This window comes from Propioniciclava sp. MC1683, from assembly GCF_014164675.1.
GTDB lineage: Bacteria > Actinomycetota > Actinomycetes > Propionibacteriales > Propionibacteriaceae > Propioniciclava.
Genome location: NZ_JACJFX010000006.1, coordinates 1 through 18,473 on the forward strand (window position 1 = coordinate 1; position 18,473 = coordinate 18,473).

Below are 18,473 nucleotides of genomic sequence, written 5' to 3' on the forward strand. Positions count from 1 at the left end.
ACAGGCGCAACCAAGGACCCCGAAGTGGAAGGGCCGGGCAGACCGGCGGACCCGACACGCCCACCCCCGAGTGAAGCGTCAAAACGGAGGAAAGTCACCACCAAGAATCACGGCCGGTGGATCAGGGATCAGGTGATGGACTGGGCGACCGACGGGGGAACCATCCGCAGGCTTTATAACGACAACCTCAAGCGAGCCCAGATTCCGGTGCCTGACCTGGATGAACAGGAGCGAGTTGTCTCGGTGCTCGATGCCTTCGACGCACTGGTGAACGGCCTATCTGTTGGGTTACCTGCGGAGTTGACGGCACGGCGACAGCAGTATGAGTTCTACCGTGATCGTTTGCTCACGTTCGACGAGGTGGCGTCGTGACGCCGATCGATGGGTCGACCGTCGCCTATGAGGCGATCGCGTTGAGTGCCGAGTCGACGGTGGTGGCGGAGTTCATCCCGGAACCTGCCAAGCAAGACGGCTACCAGTCCGAGGGCGACCTGGAGCGGGCGTTCATCGCCTTGTTGGAGTAGCAGGCGTACGACTACCTGCTGTTGCGCTCGGAGGCAGAGCTGGTGGCGAACCTGCGGACGCAACTGGAGGCGTTGAACAAGCTCACGTTCTCGGATGGGGAGTGGCAGCGGTTCTTCACCCAGCAGGTCGCCTCGGCGAATGAGGGGATCGTCGAGAAGACCGCCAAGATCCAGACCGATCACGTCCAGGTGTTGAAGCGCGACGACGGGTCGTTCAAGAACATCTACCTTCTCGACAAGACCCACATCCACAACAACCGCCTGCAGGTCATCAACCAGTACGAGGTCCCAGCCGCGACTGCCGGCGCCGACGGCGTCCAGACAGGTGGTGTGCACGCGAACCGCTATGACGTGACGATCCTGGTGAACGGCCTGCCGTTGGTGCACGTGGAGTTGAAGCGGCGGGGGGTGGACATCCGGGAGGCGTTCAATCAGATCAACCGGTACGCCCGGGACAGCTTCTGGGCCGACTCTGGCCTGTTTGAGTACGTGCAGTTGTTCGTGATCAGCAACGGCACGTTGACGAAGTACTACTCCAACACGGTCCGCGACCAGCACCTGGCCGAGGCGTCCGGGAAGAGGAGCCGGCGGAAGACGTCGAACAGCTTCGAGTTCACCAGTTGGTGGGCGGACGCGAGCAACAAGCCGATCACCGACCTGGTCGGGTTCACGAAGACGTTCTTCGCCAAGCACACCTTGTTGAACATCCTGACCCGTTACTGCGTTTTCGACGCCGACCGCAAGCTGCTGGTGATGCGCCCGTACCAGATCGCGGCCACCGAGCAGATCCTGCGGCGCATCGAGACCGCCACCAACACCAAACGCCTGGGAACGATCGCCGCGGGCGGGTATGTGTGGCACACGACCGGGTCAGGTAAGACGCTGACCAGCTTCAAGACCGCCCAGCTGGCGACGAAGCTGCCCAGCATCGACAAGGTGCTGTTCGTCGTGGACCGCAAGGATCTCGACTACCAGACGATGCGCGAGTACGAACGCTTCGAGAAGGGCGCCGCCAACTCGAACACGTCGACACGGGTGCTGAAACGGCAACTGGAGGACCCGAACTCGCGAATCATCATCACCACGATCCAGAAGCTGGCCCGCTTCGTCGACCAGAACGCCAAGCACCAGATCTTCGCTGGGCACGTGGTCATCATCTTCGATGAGTGCCACCGCAGCCAGTTCGGTGACATGCACACCAAGATCACGAAGGCGTTCAAGAACTACCACCTGTTCGGGTTCACCGGGACGCCGATCTTCGCCGTGAACGCCGGGAGCAGTGGCACCCCTGGGTTGCGGACCACCGAGCAGGCGTTCGGCGACCGGCTGCACACCTACACGATCGTGGACGCCATCCGCGACGCCAACGTGCTGCCCTTCCGGATCGACTACATCAACACGATCAAGACCTCCGACGCGATCGCCGACAAGCAGGTATCCGCCATCGACACCGAGAAGGCCCTGCTGGCGCCCGAGCGCATCAGCCAAGTGGTGGCCTATGTGCGCGAGCACTTCGACCAGAAGACCAAGCGCAACAGCACCTACACCCTCGCCGGGAAGCGGCTGGCCGGGTTCAACTCGCTGTTCGCGACGGCATCCATCGAGGCCGCGAAGCGCTACTACAACGCCTTCACCTACCGCCAGGACGAACTGCCATCCGACCAGCAGCTGAAGGTGGGGTTGATCTACAGCTACGCCGCGAACGAGGCCGAACCCGACGGCCTGCTGGGCGAGGAGGAGTTCGAAACCTACGACTTGGACCAGAGCTCGCGGGAGTTCCTGGAGGACGCGATCCAGGACTACAACGACCTGTTCGGCACCAGCTATGACACGTCAGCCGACAAGTTCCAGAACTACTACAAGGACCTGTCGATGCGGTTGAAGAACCGCGAGCTCGACCTGGTGATCGTGGTCAACATGTTCCTCACCGGGTTCGACGCCACCACCCTGAACACGCTGTGGGTGGACAAGAACCTGCGCGCCCACGGGCTCATCCAGGCGTTCTCGCGAACGAACCGGATCCTGAACTCGGTTAAGACGTACGGCAACATCGTCAGCTTCCGGAACCTCGAGGACGAGACCAACGAAGCCCTGGCCTTGTTCGGCAACGCGGACGCCAAGGGCGTCGCGCTGCTGCGGCCGTACGGGGAGTACTTCGACGAGTACGCCGCCAAGGTCACCGAACTCCTGGACGGCTACCCGCCGGGGCAGGTGATCGTGGGCGAGGAGAACCAGAAGCAGTTCATCGCCCTGTTCGGGGCGATCCTCCGGCTGCGGAACATCCTGACCAGCTTCGACGACTTCGCCGGCAACGAGATCCTGACGCCGCGGCAGCTACAGGACTATCAGAGCGTCTACCTGAATCTCTATGCCGAGCGGCGCAAGGTCACCGTCGCGGACAAGGAGATGATCAACGACGACGTCGTCTTCGAGATCGAGCTGATCAAGCAGGTCGAGGTCAACGTCGACTACATCCTGATGCTCGTGCGCCAGTACCTGGAGCAGCATGGCGAGCCTGGCGACGTCGAGGTCCGCGCCACCATCGCTCGAGCCATCGACGCCAGCCCCAGCCTGCGCAACAAGAAGGACCTCATCGAGGCGTTCGTCGCCTCCCTGACCGTGGACGCCGACGTCGATCGTGAGTGGAAGGCCTTCGTCGCCGCCAGGCGCGCCCAAGACCTGGAACGCATCATCGCCGAGGAGAACCTCCGCCCTGACGAGACCCACGAGTTCGTTGCTCGCGCCTTCCGCGATGGCGCCGTCCCCACCGCTGGCACCGCTGTCACGGGAATCCTCCCCCCCGTGTCTCGGTTCGCCAAGGCCAACCACCACAGCCTCAAGAAGCAGAACGTCCTGGAAAAGCTGTCCGCGTTCCTCAGCCGGTACCTCGGCCTGTGAATCTCGCAGGCGGACTAATGGGGACGGCCGGCTAGGGTTGCCCTACTGGCGAGCCGCCCTCATCGCACGGGCTTCGGCCAGACGCCTCGACCGGGCGGGAGCTTGCCAGACCTCATTCAGGACTTCAGCCATCAGATTGAGGACCTCTTCCGCATCCTCTTGGGTCACGCGGTCCTCGAGGTCACCGTGGGCCGTACCGTTACCCACGTGCCTGATTTCGTGGGCCTGCTCTGCGACGGCCTTACGGATCAGACCCCCGTTCGCCATTCCCTCGATCTTGGCGGCCAGCGTCCCTGACGTGACTCCTTTCGCCTTCGCAGTGCTCTCGACCACCGCTCGCGCGAGCATGACCGCACCCCGGGGCGCGCCAGCGATTTGGCACGTCCAAGCCTCGGTGGCGGTCTGAGCGATCTCATTAGGCACATCTGGGTAGCTCACCTGATGGCCGACAGGAGGAGACCAACGTGCTTGCTCGTAGTCCGACGGCCCGTCGTCGCGGCCGGAGGTTCGCCATCGAGGATTGTTCGGGTCATACGACGTGTACCACGTCGCCACACTCACTCGGCCGCAGCCGTCGCACTCGAATGCAGCGTCGGCCACGTAGTTGTCGTCTCCGCCGAAGTACGGGAGGTCTGTGACCTTCACTTGCCCGAACAATGTCATGTGGCAGCGGTTCTTGCACCATCCACACGTGATCGCCGCCATCGTCTCCCTCGCCCTCCTACATCATGGTCTGGCCGTTGGTCGCCTCCGCGACATGCTCTACGCCCTTGGCTGACAGTCCACTGGCACGAGCACTGGCGAATCTACCTCTACGGGATCAAGGCGCCGGCTCCGCCGGCGCGCCGCTGCGGTCCGCTCCTCGCTGCGCTGCGGTGCGGTCCTCGCGGGGCCGCGGTGGTGCTGTCCTCGCGGGGCCGCGGTCGCGTCTAGGCCACGAGCCATGGACCGCGCCGAAAGGACCCGAGCAATGGTTTCCAAGGGCTTCGTCTACTGGGCCTGCCCAGAACCGCGCTCCCTCGGCACCCATGCGCCCCGAGTGTCGCCAGGGGGCCACCGCAGTCGATTCGTGTTCAGCTTGGCTAGAGTCGAGGCGGCTAGGTCAATACCGAGTGCATCGCTCAACGAAAGCAGAAACAGAAGAACGTCGGCCATCTCGTCGCCAATTTCTTGCATCTTCCCTACAGGAAGCTCGCTTGGGTCATCGGCCGTCACCCACTTGAAGTGCTCGAGCAACTCGGCCGCTTCTACAGTCAACGCAACTGCGAGATTCCGGGCGGAGTGAAATCGAACCCAATTCCGTTCAGCAACGAACTCTCGCTGGAGTGCCATCAGTTCATTGACGGTCACTCCTGCGGAGTGGGGAGCCTGGCGAGGATCGGACCTGCTCACTGAATCTCCCAAAGCGTGACCTCCTGGCGTCGCAAGTCTGACAGTTTGTGAATGGTGCTGCCAATTAGATCTACTGAGCAGTCTTCTGAAGCTGAGGGCATGTCTAGGCATGAGTGACCAACTACACGATCAGGAGCCACCTCCCGAATGCCTACAAACTTGAACCAAGCGGGGGCGCTTCTGGCGTTGTAGTAGGCGGGCGTCGCCCTAGGCTCAGGAGATGCCTCCAAGTAGTCCTGAAAGGCCAGGTCCGTGCACATGGCTGAGTAGATGCAGCCTTGGCCTGTGTCGTACAACAGAACTTCAAGAGGCCCGGCCGATATGGAGCTCCTTAAAGCTCCGAAGCGTTCCACTGGAACCGTCTCGTACGACCTGTATAGCCACCCCCACCATGTGAATTTGTGTTGGGCGATTGATTGTTGGTGAAGTCGAATCGTCTCGCCCAGTGGTCGTTCAATGTCGCGAAAGCGTAACACCAGCGTCCCAGTGGTACTCATGAGCGCGTCCTCATTCTGTAGATTGCGATTTCATGGAAGGCTTGGTTGTCAAATTCCAGCCCCCGAGATTCGATGAGCCACTGCAAATGGTCCGGATCCAAGTCCTCAATGTCAAACGGGACCCGGCGTGAAGTCTCCTGAACGACTTCCAAGTTCGCGTCGCCGGCAGCGGCAATCAACTCCGACTCCGCCAAGCGTGAGGTGACGACCACCAGCGATCCCCCAGGGCGCAAAAGGGCAGGGGCACTGCAGACCAGCTCGCGTATGAGTTCGGTGCCATGAGTCGCCAAGCGGGACGGAACGCCAGTGGCGGTGTGGCTCGTCGGTACGGGGATGTATGGGGGATTACAGAGGATAAGGTCGTACTGACGGGTCAGGCGCGCCGGTTGAAATGGAGCTGCGGTGAGGCAGACTCGGTCGGCCAATTCGGGTCCCGAGCAGCGCGCGTTACGCCTTACGTTCTGGGCTGTGCAAAGCACGGCTCTGGCGTCCATGTCGATGGCATCCAGTGCGACGAGAGGCGCAGCATCGCGAAACCCCGCGGCGCTCAGAAGTCCGTTCCCGCACCCGACTTCCAGGAGGTTGAACTCAGTTGCCGCTTGCGCCCCCTGGGCGACCCATTGATCGCGTACGAAGAGCCGCGAGTATATCCAGTCGCAGAGAAAGAGGGTGTCGATCGTGGGGCCGAAGACTCCTTGGTGCTCTCGACGGTCGACTAACACGACGACATTCCGGTGAGCCACGAGGCGGGCCGGACCGGAGAGGGCCAGCTTCACGAGATCGACCTGAGCCCGAGTGGTGGCGTAGCTCAATGCCTGAACAGGGTCCAGATATGCGTGCGGTTTCGGAATGGCAAGCCCGGATTTGAGTTCGATCCGCTCGCCCACGAATTCGAATCCGACAAGAACTGCCGACATCAAGAGGTCCGTATAGTACATCATGCAACCTCGTGGATGCCCTACGTGTGCTGGGGCTACGCGTGAGATCAAGTGCCTCAGGCGGTCGGCGAGCGCCAGGAATGTGGCTAGAGTCAAGCGTTCCCGTATGGGGACGGAGGGATCATGCGCCCGTGCGCGCACAAATCGTTCACCATGTTGAAACTGCTCGGTCAGCCACTTGGACATCGGAAGCTGGGCGCCATTGCGGTCAACCATTGAACCGAAGTCTTCTACAAAGGGGAGAAGGTCGCACACTTCAAGATCGGTCAGGTAGGAAACCCAACGCTGTGTATCCTGCGTGCTGCGGCAAGCGTCCCAAACCTGTCGGCGTGCTTCGAATCGAGGCTCCTGGTTCATGCGAGGCCGGCCATAATTGTCCCCGCCGCATTGGGGCCTGAATCTACACGGGTTTTGAAGAGCCCGCCGTATGCGGTGAACTCTCGTTCGTCAGCCTCAAGCCGCGCGCGGGCGGAGTCATCTAGGTCCCGCAGCGCCGAGCGATTGGCGCGGCGCCTTTCCAACTCATCTGAATCCGCGGTTAGAAGGATGACGCGGCAGTGATTTAGAACGGATCCCAGCAGCAGCGCAGTATAGGGTCGGGCAGTAACGCTGGCATTTGATTCGCGACCCCCAGCCGCTGCTAGGAACGGGTCGCGCGGCCACCCGTACCATTGCCCGCCGAACGCCATCGGAGCGCACAGGGTACCAGAGGTAACCTCATCCATGAACTGATTTGCAGGCAAGTGAGACATGCCTACCTCCTCGGCGGACACAAGGCGCGTCGTGTAAGTCACGATTATCGGGAGGCCGCACTCTAGGAGGCTCTGTTGAATCGTGGATTTGCCAACGCCGATTCGTCCCGTAAGCACGACAAGAGTCACGCTTCCTCCATGTTGTCGAACAAGGTTGGCTGAGATTCTGGAAGGATTCGCTGCAAGTCGGAGAATGTGTCGATGGAGTACTCTGGCGTGACGGTCGGCGCTTTTCGCAAGGCTCTAATTTGTGAGTCAGTCCAGTCTGTGACCCGCAGTAGTGTCTCAAGATCCTTGGCGCGCGTGTTAGACCCATATTTCGCCCAGACCGAGTGAAGTCCTAGCTGGGTCGCGGGTGCGATATCGTTTGAAAGAGAGTCCCCGACCACCCATGCAGGCTCCCCGAGCTTCGGATAGCGCTCGAGCACCAACTCGTAGGGAATGGTACTCGGCTTCAAATCGGCGTGCGAGACTGCCGCGTGCCACGGGAAGTCGATCGCAGATGATTCGGGCATTCGATGCCCCACCAAAGGGTCGTCCCTTCCCTTGGCACCCCATCCCTCCCAGCTGACGAGTCCGTCAAAGTAGGAGCGCAGTCCCATCCGCTCAATTCTGCGGTACGCCTGATAGGTGGGAGAGTTCGTGACAGCGACAACGCTGTACTGCTGCATGCGGATCCAGGCCAGCGTCGGTCGGACATCTTCGAATGGCCGCAGGCGTTTTCTCTTTACCGAGTTGAAAGCGCCGATCGCGGCATCGAGCACCTTCCTAAGAGCGTCAATCTCGAGGGCCCCGGTGGAGGGCAGTTCCTGAAGCGAGAATGAATACTCAATAGAGCGGTGTTTCTGGTGCACGACCTTCAACTCGCTGTACAGACGTTCCTCGGGGATCGCCAACTCCCTGGCCGCTACGTGAACCAGCGCCCTGAACGCAGACGCGTAATAACCGCTCCAGTCGAACAAAGTGTTGTCGACATCGCAGATCAGCAGCTTCACCGCGCGGACCCATGGTCTGACGCCGGCAGGCATGACAGGAGTTCGCGCCCTTCGCGAAACCTTAAGTGGCACGGCAGGAATGGCATGGCTGGAGGCACCTATCTTACGACCGAGGGTGACTGGAAGCTATCTGCCGCGCAGCCCCGACTCGTGTGGCGAGCAGAGCGGCGAGCTCAGCCTTGGTCCCCACCTGATACGCGGCTCGTTGTCCCTCTGCGCTGTGGACAGTGTAGTCCGCGGTTCTGAGTTGAGACTCTCTCTTGCTGGTGTCAGGCATCGTTGTCCTTCTTCCTCATCTGCGGTTCGTGATGACTCGGCACCGTACGTACCACTGTGTGAGTCGAGTACAGCACGCCACACTGACAATCGACGATGCAACCAGGACCCAGATCAGCGGTTCGCCCGTGAGCCCGACGGCCAAAGCTAGGGCGACCACGAGAGTGGTGATCGAGCTGGCAAGCAGTGTTGCACGAGCGCCACTCAGCATGCTGCTAAGAAGCCCGAGCTCGCCTTGATGGGCAAGGAACCCAGCCGCGAGTGCGGGGAGAGCAATGAACAGAGCCTGCCAAGCCGAGACTTGATCTCCATCGTCCGGCATGCAGCTCCGGGACGCCGCGACTGCCCAGGCGGCAAACGCACAAACGATCAGGGCATTCAGCGCTGAACTGACGAGTGCCGAGACGATGGGCCCATGCTGCGCTGGCGAGACGGTGATGCTCCCTACCGCCGCTGTGCCGGGAGACGATACGTTCGCCTGAAGGTGTCCAGTGCCCCCCACGACATTGCCGGCCCTTACCCCGACTCCCTCGAAGGGGTCTCTAACCTCCAGGGAGCACTCAGCGACTACAACCGTACTCGGAGGAGAGAATTGAAAATGATAGCTTTGCGCATCTCCTATCGAAGGCAGGTCGAAGCTGATGGTTCTCTCGTTTGGGGCGAACAGCCATGTGCTTATGCGACGTCTATATAGGCGTGCAGGCGTGGTTACGTAAGAGAACTTGGCGATTCTGCGTTGTGAGCCACAGCTCTTTTTGAACTGCATTTCAGCAAGAAGCACGAAGTTGGCTGCGAGGTCCGCGGCTAGCTTGACAAACACGGCATCGTCAGACAGTGCCACCAACGCAGGCGTTTTTGAGCGTCGAATATGATCAAGCACGGCCTCAGCCGCAGGCGCGGGGTCTAGGGCAATGTGGTAGAGTAGCTCGCGAATCTCAAATGGAATGCCATCCTCAGTCGATATGCCTAGAATGCCATGGGCAAGCACCAGGAGGGCTGAGTACGACAGAAATCCGTTCTCCTCGGTGCCTAATATAGGCAGGGCCGCGTTGTTCTCGTCGCGAACATCAAGGAGCGCGAGCGGCTCCTTCTTCAGCACAGCGAGGGGCACAATTATGCTGTCTTCAACGTTAGCTGTTGAGGGCAGTGGCTCGATTTCTGATTGAGGGGCCATTGGGGAGAAGTCGAGGCTGACTGATCGCCTCACCAAGCCGTCAACCGTGTAGGCAACCGACTCGACGCGACGGTGGATCCAAGCGTTCGGTTGAGTTAGAAGTAGCAGGAGCCGAGCCCCGCGGGTGAAGTCCGCCGAAGGAATCGCGGTCTTGCTTGCATCGCTCGCTGCCCCGTCCGAATCTACCATCACTTTCTCGATCGCCTCCTTCATGGCGCAGGCACGGGTTGTGACACTAAACACAGACTAGGCCACTCGATGCAACGCAGGCAGTTCATCTGGCCTTCACGCGCGTGCGCTGAGGGGGGTGTGCGCTCGGGCGCTCCGGCCCAGCAGGCCAGAGCCTGCAGCCCGGCTGCGACGCAATGAGCAGTCAGGACAAGCCGGGGACCCCTCCTTCGCCGTTGCCCCCTCATTGCCCCCGGGGTGCAACACATGCACGAGCATGGACAGCTCCACGGTTCAGGCCGCCTCCGTCTCCGGCCGCCACAAGGGCAGATGCCATTCGCAATGAGAAGGTCAGGGGTTCGAATCCCCTTAGCTCCACCACGAACCCTCGGCCATCAGACCGGGGGTTTCGTCGTTCCCGGCAGCCCCTACCCTTGGGCGCATGAACCTGTACTGGCGGATGCTCCTGCTGCGGCTGCGCTGGCTCCGAGCCCGGCGGTTGAGCATCTGGGACACCGCGCGCACCCCGTTCCGCGTGGTGCCCACCGACCTCGACCTGCTCCTGCACATGAACAACGGCAAGTACCTGACGCTCATGGACCTCGGGCGCATGGACCTCATGGTGCGCTCGGGCATGTGGGCGAAGCTGTCGGCGCGGGGCTGGTTCCCGGTGGTGGCCGGGCAGACGATCACCTACCGCAAGTCGCTGCGCCTGGGCCAGCGCTTCGACCTGTACACCCGCGTGCTCGGGTTCGACGACAAGTGGGGCTACGTGGAGCAGACGTTCTGCGTCGGCGAGACCGTGTACGCGCACGCGATCATCCGCAGCCGGTTCCTGAAGAAGACCGGCGGCTCGGTCGAGCACGACGAACTCGAGGAGCTGGTGGGCGAGTTCCCCGGCCACCTCGACGTGCCCGACTGGCTGCACGACTGGACGGCCTCGACCAAGATCGACACGACCACCTTCGACACGGCCGGGGCCGCCTGACTCCGGCGTGCCGCCTCAGTGGCGGTGCTGCTTCTTGAGCAGCTTCACGACCGTCTTGGCCACGCCGGCGGCGCTCATCGGGTTCTGGCCGGTCACGAGGCGGCCGTCCTCGACGACCTTCTCGGTCATGGGCAACAGCGCCTTGGTGTAGGTGGCGCCCTCGTCCTTCAGCGCCTTGTCCAGCCGGAACGGCACCACCTTGTCGCGCCCGGCCAGCTTCTCCTCGGCCCAGGAGAACCCGGTCACGCGGCAGCCCTCGAGCAGGGGCGAGCCGTCGGAAAGCCGAGCGCCGACGAAGGCGGCCGGCCCGTGGCACACCGCCGCGACGATGCCGCCGTCCTCGAGCGTGCTCACGAGCAGATCGCCGAGCGCCGGGTGGTGGGGGAAGTCGAACATGGTGCCGTGGCCGCCGGCCAGGTAGACGGCGTCCCAGTGCTCGTCGGCGACGTCCTCGACGCTGGGGGTGTCCTCCAGCAGGCCCATGAAGGCCGGGTCCTCGTAGCGCTTGTCGGTGCGGCCGAGCTTCAGGACCGGAGCGGCCAGACTCTCGGGGTCGAGGGGTACCAGCCCGCCGGAGACGCTGGCGATCGTGAGGTCGTGGCCGGCGTCGGCGAGCACGTCGTAGAAGTGGGTGAGCTCTCCCAGCCAGAGGCCCGTGCGGTAGCCGGCGAGCTCGTACGCCGGCGTGTTCGTGGCGATGATCAGGACGCGGGCGGGATGCTTCGTGCGGCCCATGGTGGCCCTCCTCGTGGTCGGTCGGGACCACTCTGCCACGGGGGCGGTGCCGGCGAAAGGCCTTGTCGCAGCGGTGAGGGGAGCCCTCGGGGTCCAGAACCCAAGCCCTCGGCGCGTCCCGGGTCCCCCCGGGTACCAGACGGCAACGACCGGGGGTGTGGGTGGCCACGGTTCGGCGTCCGCGCGCGGAAGTGGCAGAGTTGGCCCGTGGTCGAGACGAACGAGAAGAACGAGACGCCCTTCCGGTACACCGCCGCCATGGCTGCCGACATCGAGCAGCGCTGGCAGGACCGCTGGGAGTCCGAGCAGACCTTCCGTGCCCCGAACCCGGCCGGCCCACTGGCCGAGGCCGCGGCGTCCGGGGACCGCGAGAAGCTCTTCGTGCTCGACATGTTCCCCTACCCGTCGGGCGCGGGGCTGCACGTCGGCCACCCGCTGGGCTACATCGCCACCGACGTCTTCAGCCGCTACCAGCGGATGACGGGCAAGAACGTCCTGCACGCGCTGGGCTACGACGCGTTCGGCCTGCCCGCCGAGCAGTACGCGGTACAGACCGGCCAGCACCCGCGCGTGACCACCGAGGCCAACATCGCCACGTACCGCGCCCAGCTGCGCCGCCTGGGCCTGGCCCACGACGACCGTCGCTCGGTCGCGACCACCGACGTCGAGTTCTACCGCTGGACGCAGTGGATCTTCCTGCAGGTCTTCAACAGCTGGTACGACCCGGACGCCCCCGCCCGCGACGGCATCGGCACCGGCCGCGCCCGCCCGATCAGCGAGCTGGTCGAGGAGTTCGAGTCCGGACGCCGCGCCGTGCCGGGCGGTCGGGCCTGGGCGGACCTCGACGCGGTCGAGCAGCGCAGGCTGGTCGACGACCACCGGTTGGCGTACCTGTCCGAGGCGCCGGTCAACTGGTGCCCCGGCCTGGGCACCGTGCTGGCCAACGAGGAGGTCACGGCCGACGGCCGCTCCGACATCGGCAACTTCCCGGTGTTCAAGCGCCGCATGCGCCAGTGGATGATGCGGATCACCTCCTACGCAGACCGGCTGACCGACGACCTGGTGCGCCTGGACTGGCCCGAGCCGGTCAAGCTGATGCAGCGCAACTGGATCGGCCGCTCCTCGGGCGCTTCGGTGGTGTTCCCGGCCACGACCGTCGCCGGCGGCGAGGTGGGCATCGAGGTGTTCACGACCCGCCCCGACACCCTGTTCGGCGCGACCTTCATGGTCCTGGCGCCCGAGCACGACCTGGTCGACTCGTTCGTCCCGGACGCGTGGCCCGCGGGCACCCGCGAGGCCTGGACGGGCGGGTTCGCGACCCCGGCCGAGGCCGTGGCGTCCTACCGCGAGGCCGCGTCGCGCAAGACCGACGTCGAGCGCCAGGCCGAGGAGGGCAAGGAGAAGACCGGTGTGTTCACCGGCACCTTCGCGACCAACCCGGTCAACGGGCAGCCGATCCCGGTGTTCATCGCCGACTACGTGCTGATGGGCTACGGGACGGGCGCGATCATGGCCGTCCCCGCGCAGGACGAGCGCGACTGGGCCTTCGCCGAGCGCTTCGACATCGACATCGTGCGCACGGTGCAGCCGCCGGCCGACCACGACATGGACACCGCCTTCACCGGCGACGGCCCGGCCATGAACTCGGCCAACGACTCGGTGTCGCTGGACGGCCTGGGCGTCGCCGACGCCAAGGCGCGCATGATCGCCTGGCTCGAGGAGCAGGGCATCGGCAAGGGCGCCATCACCTACAAGCTGCGCGACTGGCTGTTCAGCCGGCAGCGCTACTGGGGCGAGCCGTTCCCGATCGTGTACGACGAGACCGGCCTGCCGATCGCGTTGCCCGAGTCGATGCTGCCGATCGAGCTGCCCGAGGTGAGCGACTACTCCCCGGTGAAGCTCGACCCGAACGACAACACCTCCGACCCGGTCCCGCCGCTGGCCAAGGCCACCGAGTGGGCGACCGTCGAGCTCGACCTGGGCGACGGCGTCCGGCCGTACCGGCGCGAGCTGAACGTCATGCCGCAGTGGGCCGGCTCGTGCTGGTACGAGCTGCGCTACCTCGACCCGACCAACGACGAGGCGTTCGTCGACCCCGAGGTCGAGGCCTACTGGATGGGCCCGCGCGCCGAGCCGGTGCTGGGGCGTCCGGCGTCGCTGCCGGCGGACGTGCCCGACCCGGGTGGCGTCGACCTGTACGTCGGCGGCGTGGAGCACGCGGTGCTGCACCTGCTGTACGCCCGCTTCTGGCACAAGGTGCTGTTCGACCTGGGCCACGTCAGCTCCTCCGAGCCGTTCCGCCGCCTGTTCAACCAGGGCTACATCCAGGCGTACGCGTTCCGCGACGACCGGGGCCAGCCGGTGCCGGCGGCCGAGGTGGTCGAGGTGCCGGCGTCCGACGGCTCGGGCGAGGTGCGCTACGAGTGGAAGGGCCAGCCGGTCACCCGCGAGTACGGGAAGATGGGCAAGTCGCTGAAGAACGTGACCACGCCCGACGAGATGTACGCGGCGTTCGGGGCGGACACGTTCCGGGTGTACGAGATGTCGATGGGTCCGCTGGACGTGTCGCGTCCGTGGGAGACCCGCGCGGCCGTCGGCTCGCAGCGGTTCCTGCAGCGGCTGTGGCGCCTGGTCGTCTCGGAATCGACCGGCGAGGTGACCGTGGTCGACGAGCCGGTCTCGGCCGAGGTCGCCACCGCGATCGCCCAGACGGTCGAGGGCGTGCGTGACGACTACGAGCACCTGCGCTTCAACACCGCGGTTTCGAAGCTGATCGCGCTGACCAACACCCTGACGCGCCTGGACGCCGTGCCGCGCGAGGCCGCCGAGGCCGTCGTGCTGATGACCGCGCCGGTCGCGCCGCACATCGCCGAGGAGCTGTGGGGCCGCCTGGGCCACGAGGGTTCGTTGGCGTTCGAGGCGTTCCCGGTGGCCGACGAGTCCCTGCTGGTGCAGGCGACCGTCACCTGCGTCGTGCAGGTGCAGGGCAAGGTGCGTGACCGCCTCGAGGTTCCCGCCGACATCAGCGACGCCGACCTGGAGGCGCTGGCCCTGGGTTCGGACCGCATCAAGGCGCTGCTGGAGGGCAAGACGGTGCGCAAGGTGATCGTCCGCGCGCCGAACCTGGTGAACATCGTCGCGGGCTGACCTCACCCCTCGGGAGGGTTCGCGCGGACCGGTTGCTGACTAGGGTGGATGGTTCCCACCTGATCGGAGGAACCATGCCCGTCCCCAGTTCGATCGACCGCCGGGTGCTGCGCACCTACCTCGCCGACCACCTCACCGGTGCGACGGCGTGGGGAGGCCCTGCGCCCCGGAGACGGCATCCACGAGGGCTGACCCGCGTGGCCTGGCTCACGCCAGGTCGACGTCCAGCCCGCTGCGCCCGCGGATGGGGGCCGCGAGCGCGTGCGGCAGGTCGTCCACGCCGACCCGCGACGCCGTTGCGCCGACCCCCTGCACCGCGGCCACCACGTCGAGCACCTGCGGCGTGCTGAAGTAGCGCGTGAACATCGCCGGTTCGGCCGCCGCGTGCTCCAGGGAGCCGAAGATGCCGCCGCCGTGGTCGTTGAGCACGACCACCTGGAGGTCGACCTCGGGTTCGTGGTCGCCACGGGCCAGCCCGCCGACGTCGTGCGCGAAGCTGAGGTCGCCGAGTACCACGCGGACCGGTTCGCCCAACCCGGTGGCCAGGCCGTGCGCGGTCGAGACCAGCCCGTCGATGCCGGCCAGCCCGCGGTTGGCGACCACCTTCGCGCCGCGCCGGCGCCCCGGGGCGATGGTGTCGAACGCCCGCACGGTGTTGGACGAGCCCAACAGGAGCCAGTCGTCGGTGTCCCACAGGGCCAGGGCGGCGCGCTGCATGGGGGTCGGGTCGAGGGTGACCGCGGCGTCGGCGTCCCGCCAGCGCTGGAGCCACGCGGTGTCGGACGCCATGGGCGGCTCGACCGCGATCGCCCCGGTGACGAGGGTGGCGGCGCCGGCGACGTCGGTCCAGCGGGCGGTGGGGGAGACCACGACCACCTCGACCTCGGCGCGCCCCAGCAGCCGCGAGATCGGCCGGCTCAGCGTGGGGTGCCCGAAGACGACCACGCGCTCGACGTCGTCGGCCAGGCCGTCGGCGAGCAGGCGCAGGTAGTGCACGATGGCGCCCTCGGTGCGGGCGCCCGAGGAGGGCTCGGCCAGCAGCGGCCAGTCGGCGTCGGCGGCCAGGCGGGCGGCGTTCGGTCCTGCCCCGTCACCGGCGACGGCGAGGGTGCGGCGTCCGGAGGGTAGGCGGTCGGCGTCCGGGCCGCCGGAAGGCAGGCTGTCGACGGCCGGAACACGGGCTGTCGGCGCTCCGCCGCCTCCCGATCGGGGGGTGACCCGCACGGGGGCGGGGAGGTCGCCCGGCGTCCACGGGCCGTCGGGGACCAGGGGCTCGGCGAACGACACGTTGAGGTGGACCGGACCCGGGTCGGTGGTCAGCGTGCCCAGCGCCGCGGCCACCAGCCGGGCGACGTGCCCGCGGGCGGCCGCCGGGTTGGCGCGGGCGGGCAGCTCGGCGACCGCGCGGGGGGCGTCGGCGTAGATGCCCGTCTGGACCGTCGTCTGGTTGGCGCCCGTGCGGTGCCACTCGTGCGGCCGGTCGGCGGTGATGACCACCAGGGGCAGCCCCGCGTGGGACGCCTCGAGCACGGCCGGGTGCAGGTTCGCCACCGCGGTGCCGGACGTGGTCACGACCGCGACGACCCGGGGCTCGCCCCGCAGCGCCCACGCGCGGGCGAGGCCGAGGGCGAAGAAGCCGGCGGTCCGCTCGTCGATGCGCACGTGCGTGCGCAGCCAGCCCGCCGCCTCGGCGTCGGCCAGGGCGTAGGCCAGCGGCGCCGAGCGCGACCCCGGCGCCACGACGACGTCGCGGACCCCGTGGGCGGCCAGCTGGGTGACCAGCGCGCGGGCCATCGCGGTGGAGCTCATGCCAGGACCTCCTGCAGGTCGATGCCGGCCAGGGCGGCCACCCGGTCGAGGCGGTCGCGCCAGGCGCGGTCGAGGTCGGGGGCGGCGGGGGTGAGGGCGTCCGGCACCGCCCGCCCCACGGGGAGCTCGCCGTCCACGGGGAGCAGCGGGGTGGCGGCCACGTCGGCGCGCAGCATCGCGACGGTGGCCAGCCCGGCGGCGTTGGTGCGGGGCAGGGCCGCGGCGAGGGCGACCCCGGCGGCGATCCCGACCGAGGACTCCAGGGCCGAGGACACGGTGACGGGCAGGCCGAGCTCCTCGGCGAGGGCCAGGCAGGCGCGGACGCCGCCGAGCGGCTGCACCTTCACCACGATCACGTCGGCAGCCTCGGCGCGCACGACGGCGTGGGGGTCGGAGGCGCGGCGGATCGACTCGTCGGCCGCGATCGGCACCGCCACCGCCCGGCGCACGCGGGCCAGGTCGTCGACGGCCGCGCAGGGCTGTTCGGCGTACTGCAGCCCACCGGCCGCGCGGTCGATCCGGGGGAGCGCGGCGACGGCCTCGTCGACCGACCAGGCCGCGTTGGCGTCCACGCGGATCGCCCCGGCCGGGCCGAGGGCGTCCCGCACGGCGGCGACCCGGTCGAGGTCGTCGGCCAGCGACTGGCCGGCCTGCGCGACCTTCACCTTCACGGTCGCGCAGCCGGACGCCCGCACGATCTCGGCGGCACGTTCGGGTCCCACGGCGGGCACGGTGGCGTTGACGGGCACGGAGGTGCGCACGGCGTCCGGGAAGGGCAGCGTGGCTGCCTCGACCGCGGCGCGCAGCCAGGGCACGCACTCGGCGTCGTCGTAGTCCCAGAAGGGGGAGAACTCGGCCCACCCGGCCGGACCACGCAGCAGGACGCCGTCGCGCACGTCCAGGTTGCGGAAGCGGTCGGCCAGCGGCGAGGACCAGGTGAGGATCACGGCCGGTCCACGGGGGAGAGGGCCTCGTACATGGGCAGGAACTTGCGCGCGGTCTCGGCGAGCTCGTCGTTGGGCACCGACCCGGCCACGATCCCGCCACCCGCGAACAGGCGGATGGTCGTGCCCTCCTCGTCCAGCTGGCCGCAGCGCAGGGCGATGACGAACTCGCCGTCGCCCGCGGCGTCCACCCAGCCGACCGGGCCGGCGTAGCGGCCGCGGTCGAAGCCCTCGAGCTCGGCGATGACGCCGAACGCCACGTCGGTCGGGGTGCCGCAGACCGCGGCGCTGGGATGCACGACCCCGGCGACCGCGAGGGCCGAGCGGGGCTCGCGCAGGGTGCCGGCGATGTCGGTGGCCAGATGCATGATGCGGGGCAGGCGCTTGACCTGCGAGTCGCGGGTGGCCACCTCGCCCACGGACGCCAACCGCTCGGCCACCGACCGGGCGGCGTAGGCGTGCTCGGCGTGGTCCTTGGCGGAGGCGGCCAGCCGCGTCGCGGTGACGTCGTCGGCGTGCACGTCGCCGGTCACCGGCGCCGACCCGGCCAGCACCTGCGAACGCACCCGGTTGCCGCGGACCGCGACCAGCATCTCGGGGGATGACCCGACCAGCCCGTCCACGTGGAAGGTCCAGCTGGCTGTGTTCGCGCGCTGCAGGCGGTCCAGCAGCGCGGGCAGGTCGAGGGGCTGGGGGGCCGTCGCGACGAGGTCGCGGGCCACAACGACCTTCTCGACCTCGCCGGCGCGGATCCGCTCGACGGCCGTGGCGACCGCGTTCCGGTAGCGCTGGCGGGTGAGGCGTCCGGGCAGGAGCTCGAGCTCCTCGAACTCGGGCGGGTCGGTGGGCTCGGGCAGGGCCTCGGGGGTGTCGCCCTGCCGGGTCACCTCGAGGGTGCCGTGCGACCAGCGGCCGAGCAGGGCGGGCACGACGAGCACCGAGGTCGCGGCGGAGTCGTCGGCGAACGCCACGGTGGTGAAGGCGACGGGGTTGCTCCCGGGGGGCCGGGTGGCGGCCCAGCGGTCGAACGCGGCGTCCAGCTCGGCGAAGCGGTCGGGGCCGGTGCTGACGGCCCGGAAGGCCTCGCCCCACCCGAGCGTCGCGGCCAGCCCGTCGCCGGCACCGGTCGCCCACACCAGCGGCGTCCCACGCCGGAGCGAGGTGGCGAACGGCTCGATGACGCGCACGGCGTCCGGTCCTGCTGTCACGAGGGTTCAGCCTACCGCCGTCGGTAGA

The 18,473-nt window shown here is 66.8% G+C and carries 14 protein-coding genes; 5 read left to right on the plus strand and 9 right to left on the minus strand.

The features are described 5' to 3' along the window. The 3 genes from H5397_RS05010 to H5397_RS05015 all read left to right on the plus strand — a co-directional run. A partial coding sequence (locus H5397_RS05010) for a restriction endonuclease subunit S (RefSeq protein ID WP_182815295.1) occupies nt 1-372 on the plus strand: 372 nt, incomplete at its 5' end. Continuing rightward, nucleotides 369-524 carry a hypothetical protein gene (locus tag H5397_RS18025; RefSeq protein WP_255438643.1) on the plus strand — a complete coding sequence of 52 codons (156 nt, stop codon included), beginning with the start codon at nt 369-371 and terminating at the stop codon, nt 522-524. The genes H5397_RS05010 and H5397_RS18025, both read left to right, overlap by 4 nt. Nucleotides 525-545: 21 nt before the next feature. Then, entirely contained in the window at nt 546-3,422 is a 2,877-nt protein-coding gene (locus H5397_RS05015; RefSeq protein WP_255438644.1) for a type I restriction endonuclease subunit R, read from the plus strand. A gap of 42 nt (nt 3,423-3,464) precedes the next feature. On the opposite strand, the gene H5397_RS05020 is transcribed toward H5397_RS05015, so the two are convergent. The 5 genes from H5397_RS05020 to H5397_RS05040 form a co-directional block, all read right to left on the minus strand. Beyond that, nucleotides 3,465-4,127 (minus strand): DUF4145 domain-containing protein, encoded by a 663-nt coding sequence (locus tag H5397_RS05020; RefSeq protein WP_182815297.1) that lies wholly within the window; start codon nt 4,125-4,127, stop codon nt 3,465-3,467. A 285-nt stretch (nt 4,128-4,412) separates the two neighbouring features. After that, nucleotides 4,413-4,925, minus strand: a complete 513-nt coding sequence (locus H5397_RS19070) for a nucleotide pyrophosphohydrolase (RefSeq protein ID WP_375539410.1) — start codon at nt 4,923-4,925, stop codon at nt 4,413-4,415. A 382-nt stretch (nt 4,926-5,307) separates the two neighbouring features. After that, nucleotides 5,308-6,252, minus strand: a complete 945-nt coding sequence (locus H5397_RS05030) for a methyltransferase (RefSeq protein ID WP_182815299.1) — start codon at nt 6,250-6,252, stop codon at nt 5,308-5,310. Nucleotides 6,253-7,126: 874 nt separating this feature from the next. Next, nucleotides 7,127-7,996 (minus strand): HAD family hydrolase, encoded by an 870-nt coding sequence (locus tag H5397_RS05035; RefSeq protein ID WP_182815301.1) that lies wholly within the window; start codon nt 7,994-7,996, stop codon nt 7,127-7,129. 292 nt (nt 7,997-8,288) lie between these two features. Further along, entirely contained in the window at nt 8,289-9,659 is a 1,371-nt protein-coding gene (locus H5397_RS05040) for a hypothetical protein (RefSeq protein ID WP_182815302.1), read from the minus strand. Between the two features lie 397 nt (nt 9,660-10,056). On the opposite strand from H5397_RS05040, the gene H5397_RS05045 reads away from it, so the two are divergent. Continuing rightward, nucleotides 10,057-10,602 carry a thioesterase family protein gene (locus H5397_RS05045; RefSeq protein WP_182815304.1) on the plus strand — a complete coding sequence of 182 codons (546 nt, stop codon included), beginning with the start codon at nt 10,057-10,059 and terminating at the stop codon, nt 10,600-10,602. Nucleotides 10,603-10,617: 15 nt separating this feature from the next. Here H5397_RS05045 and H5397_RS05050 read toward each other — a convergent pair whose 3' ends face one another. Next, complete coding sequence (locus H5397_RS05050) at nt 10,618-11,337, minus strand: type 1 glutamine amidotransferase domain-containing protein (protein WP_182815306.1); 720 nt, start codon at nt 11,335-11,337, stop codon at nt 10,618-10,620. Nucleotides 11,338-11,544: 207 nt separating this feature from the next. On the opposite strand from H5397_RS05050, the gene leuS reads away from it, so the two are divergent. Then, nucleotides 11,545-14,484, plus strand: coding sequence for a leucine--tRNA ligase (gene leuS / locus H5397_RS05055; RefSeq protein WP_309224282.1), 2,940 nt, complete (start codon nt 11,545-11,547; stop codon nt 14,482-14,484). A 207-nt stretch (nt 14,485-14,691) separates the two neighbouring features. Here the strand turns inward: leuS and menD are convergent, their stop codons facing one another. From menD to H5397_RS05070, 3 genes are read right to left on the minus strand one after another with little or no spacing between them, the layout of a single operon-like run. Continuing rightward, nucleotides 14,692-16,293, minus strand: coding sequence for a 2-succinyl-5-enolpyruvyl-6-hydroxy-3-cyclohexene-1-carboxylic-acid synthase (gene menD / locus H5397_RS05060; RefSeq protein ID WP_182815308.1), 1,602 nt, complete (start codon nt 16,291-16,293; stop codon nt 14,692-14,694). Continuing rightward, on the minus strand, nt 16,290-17,237 hold the full coding sequence (locus tag H5397_RS05065) for an o-succinylbenzoate synthase (RefSeq protein ID WP_182815558.1): 948 nt from the start codon (nt 17,235-17,237) through the stop codon (nt 16,290-16,292). The genes menD and H5397_RS05065 overlap by 4 nt, the downstream gene beginning before the upstream one ends. Further along, complete coding sequence (locus tag H5397_RS05070; protein ID WP_182815309.1) at nt 17,237-18,445, minus strand: isochorismate synthase MenF; 1,209 nt, start codon at nt 18,443-18,445, stop codon at nt 17,237-17,239. Before H5397_RS05070 ends, H5397_RS05065 begins: the two co-directional genes overlap by 1 nt. Nucleotides 18,446-18,473: the final 28 nt, after the last annotated feature.

Bases quoted from the DNA above. Each gene is read 5' to 3' on its own strand.
- H5397_RS05020 (WP_182815297.1), bottom strand. From the start codon at position 4,127: ATGGCGGCGATCACGTGTGGATGGTGCAAGAACCGCTGCCACATGACA.
- H5397_RS19070 (WP_375539410.1), bottom strand. From the start codon at position 4,925: ATGCCTAGACATGCCCTCAGCTTCAGAAGACTGCTCAGTAGATCTAAT.
- H5397_RS05030 (WP_182815299.1), bottom strand. From the start codon at position 6,252: ATGATGTACTATACGGACCTCTTGATGTCGGCAGTTCTTGTCGGATTC.
- H5397_RS05040 (WP_182815302.1), bottom strand. From the start codon at position 9,659: ATGAAGGAGGCGATCGAGAAAGTGATGGTAGATTCGGACGGGGCAGCG.
- H5397_RS05045 (WP_182815304.1), top strand. From the start codon at position 10,057: ATGAACCTGTACTGGCGGATGCTCCTGCTGCGGCTGCGCTGGCTCCGA.
- H5397_RS05050 (WP_182815306.1), bottom strand. From the start codon at position 11,337: ATGGGCCGCACGAAGCATCCCGCCCGCGTCCTGATCATCGCCACGAAC.
- menD (WP_182815308.1), bottom strand. From the start codon at position 16,293: ATGAGCTCCACCGCGATGGCCCGCGCGCTGGTCACCCAGCTGGCCGCC.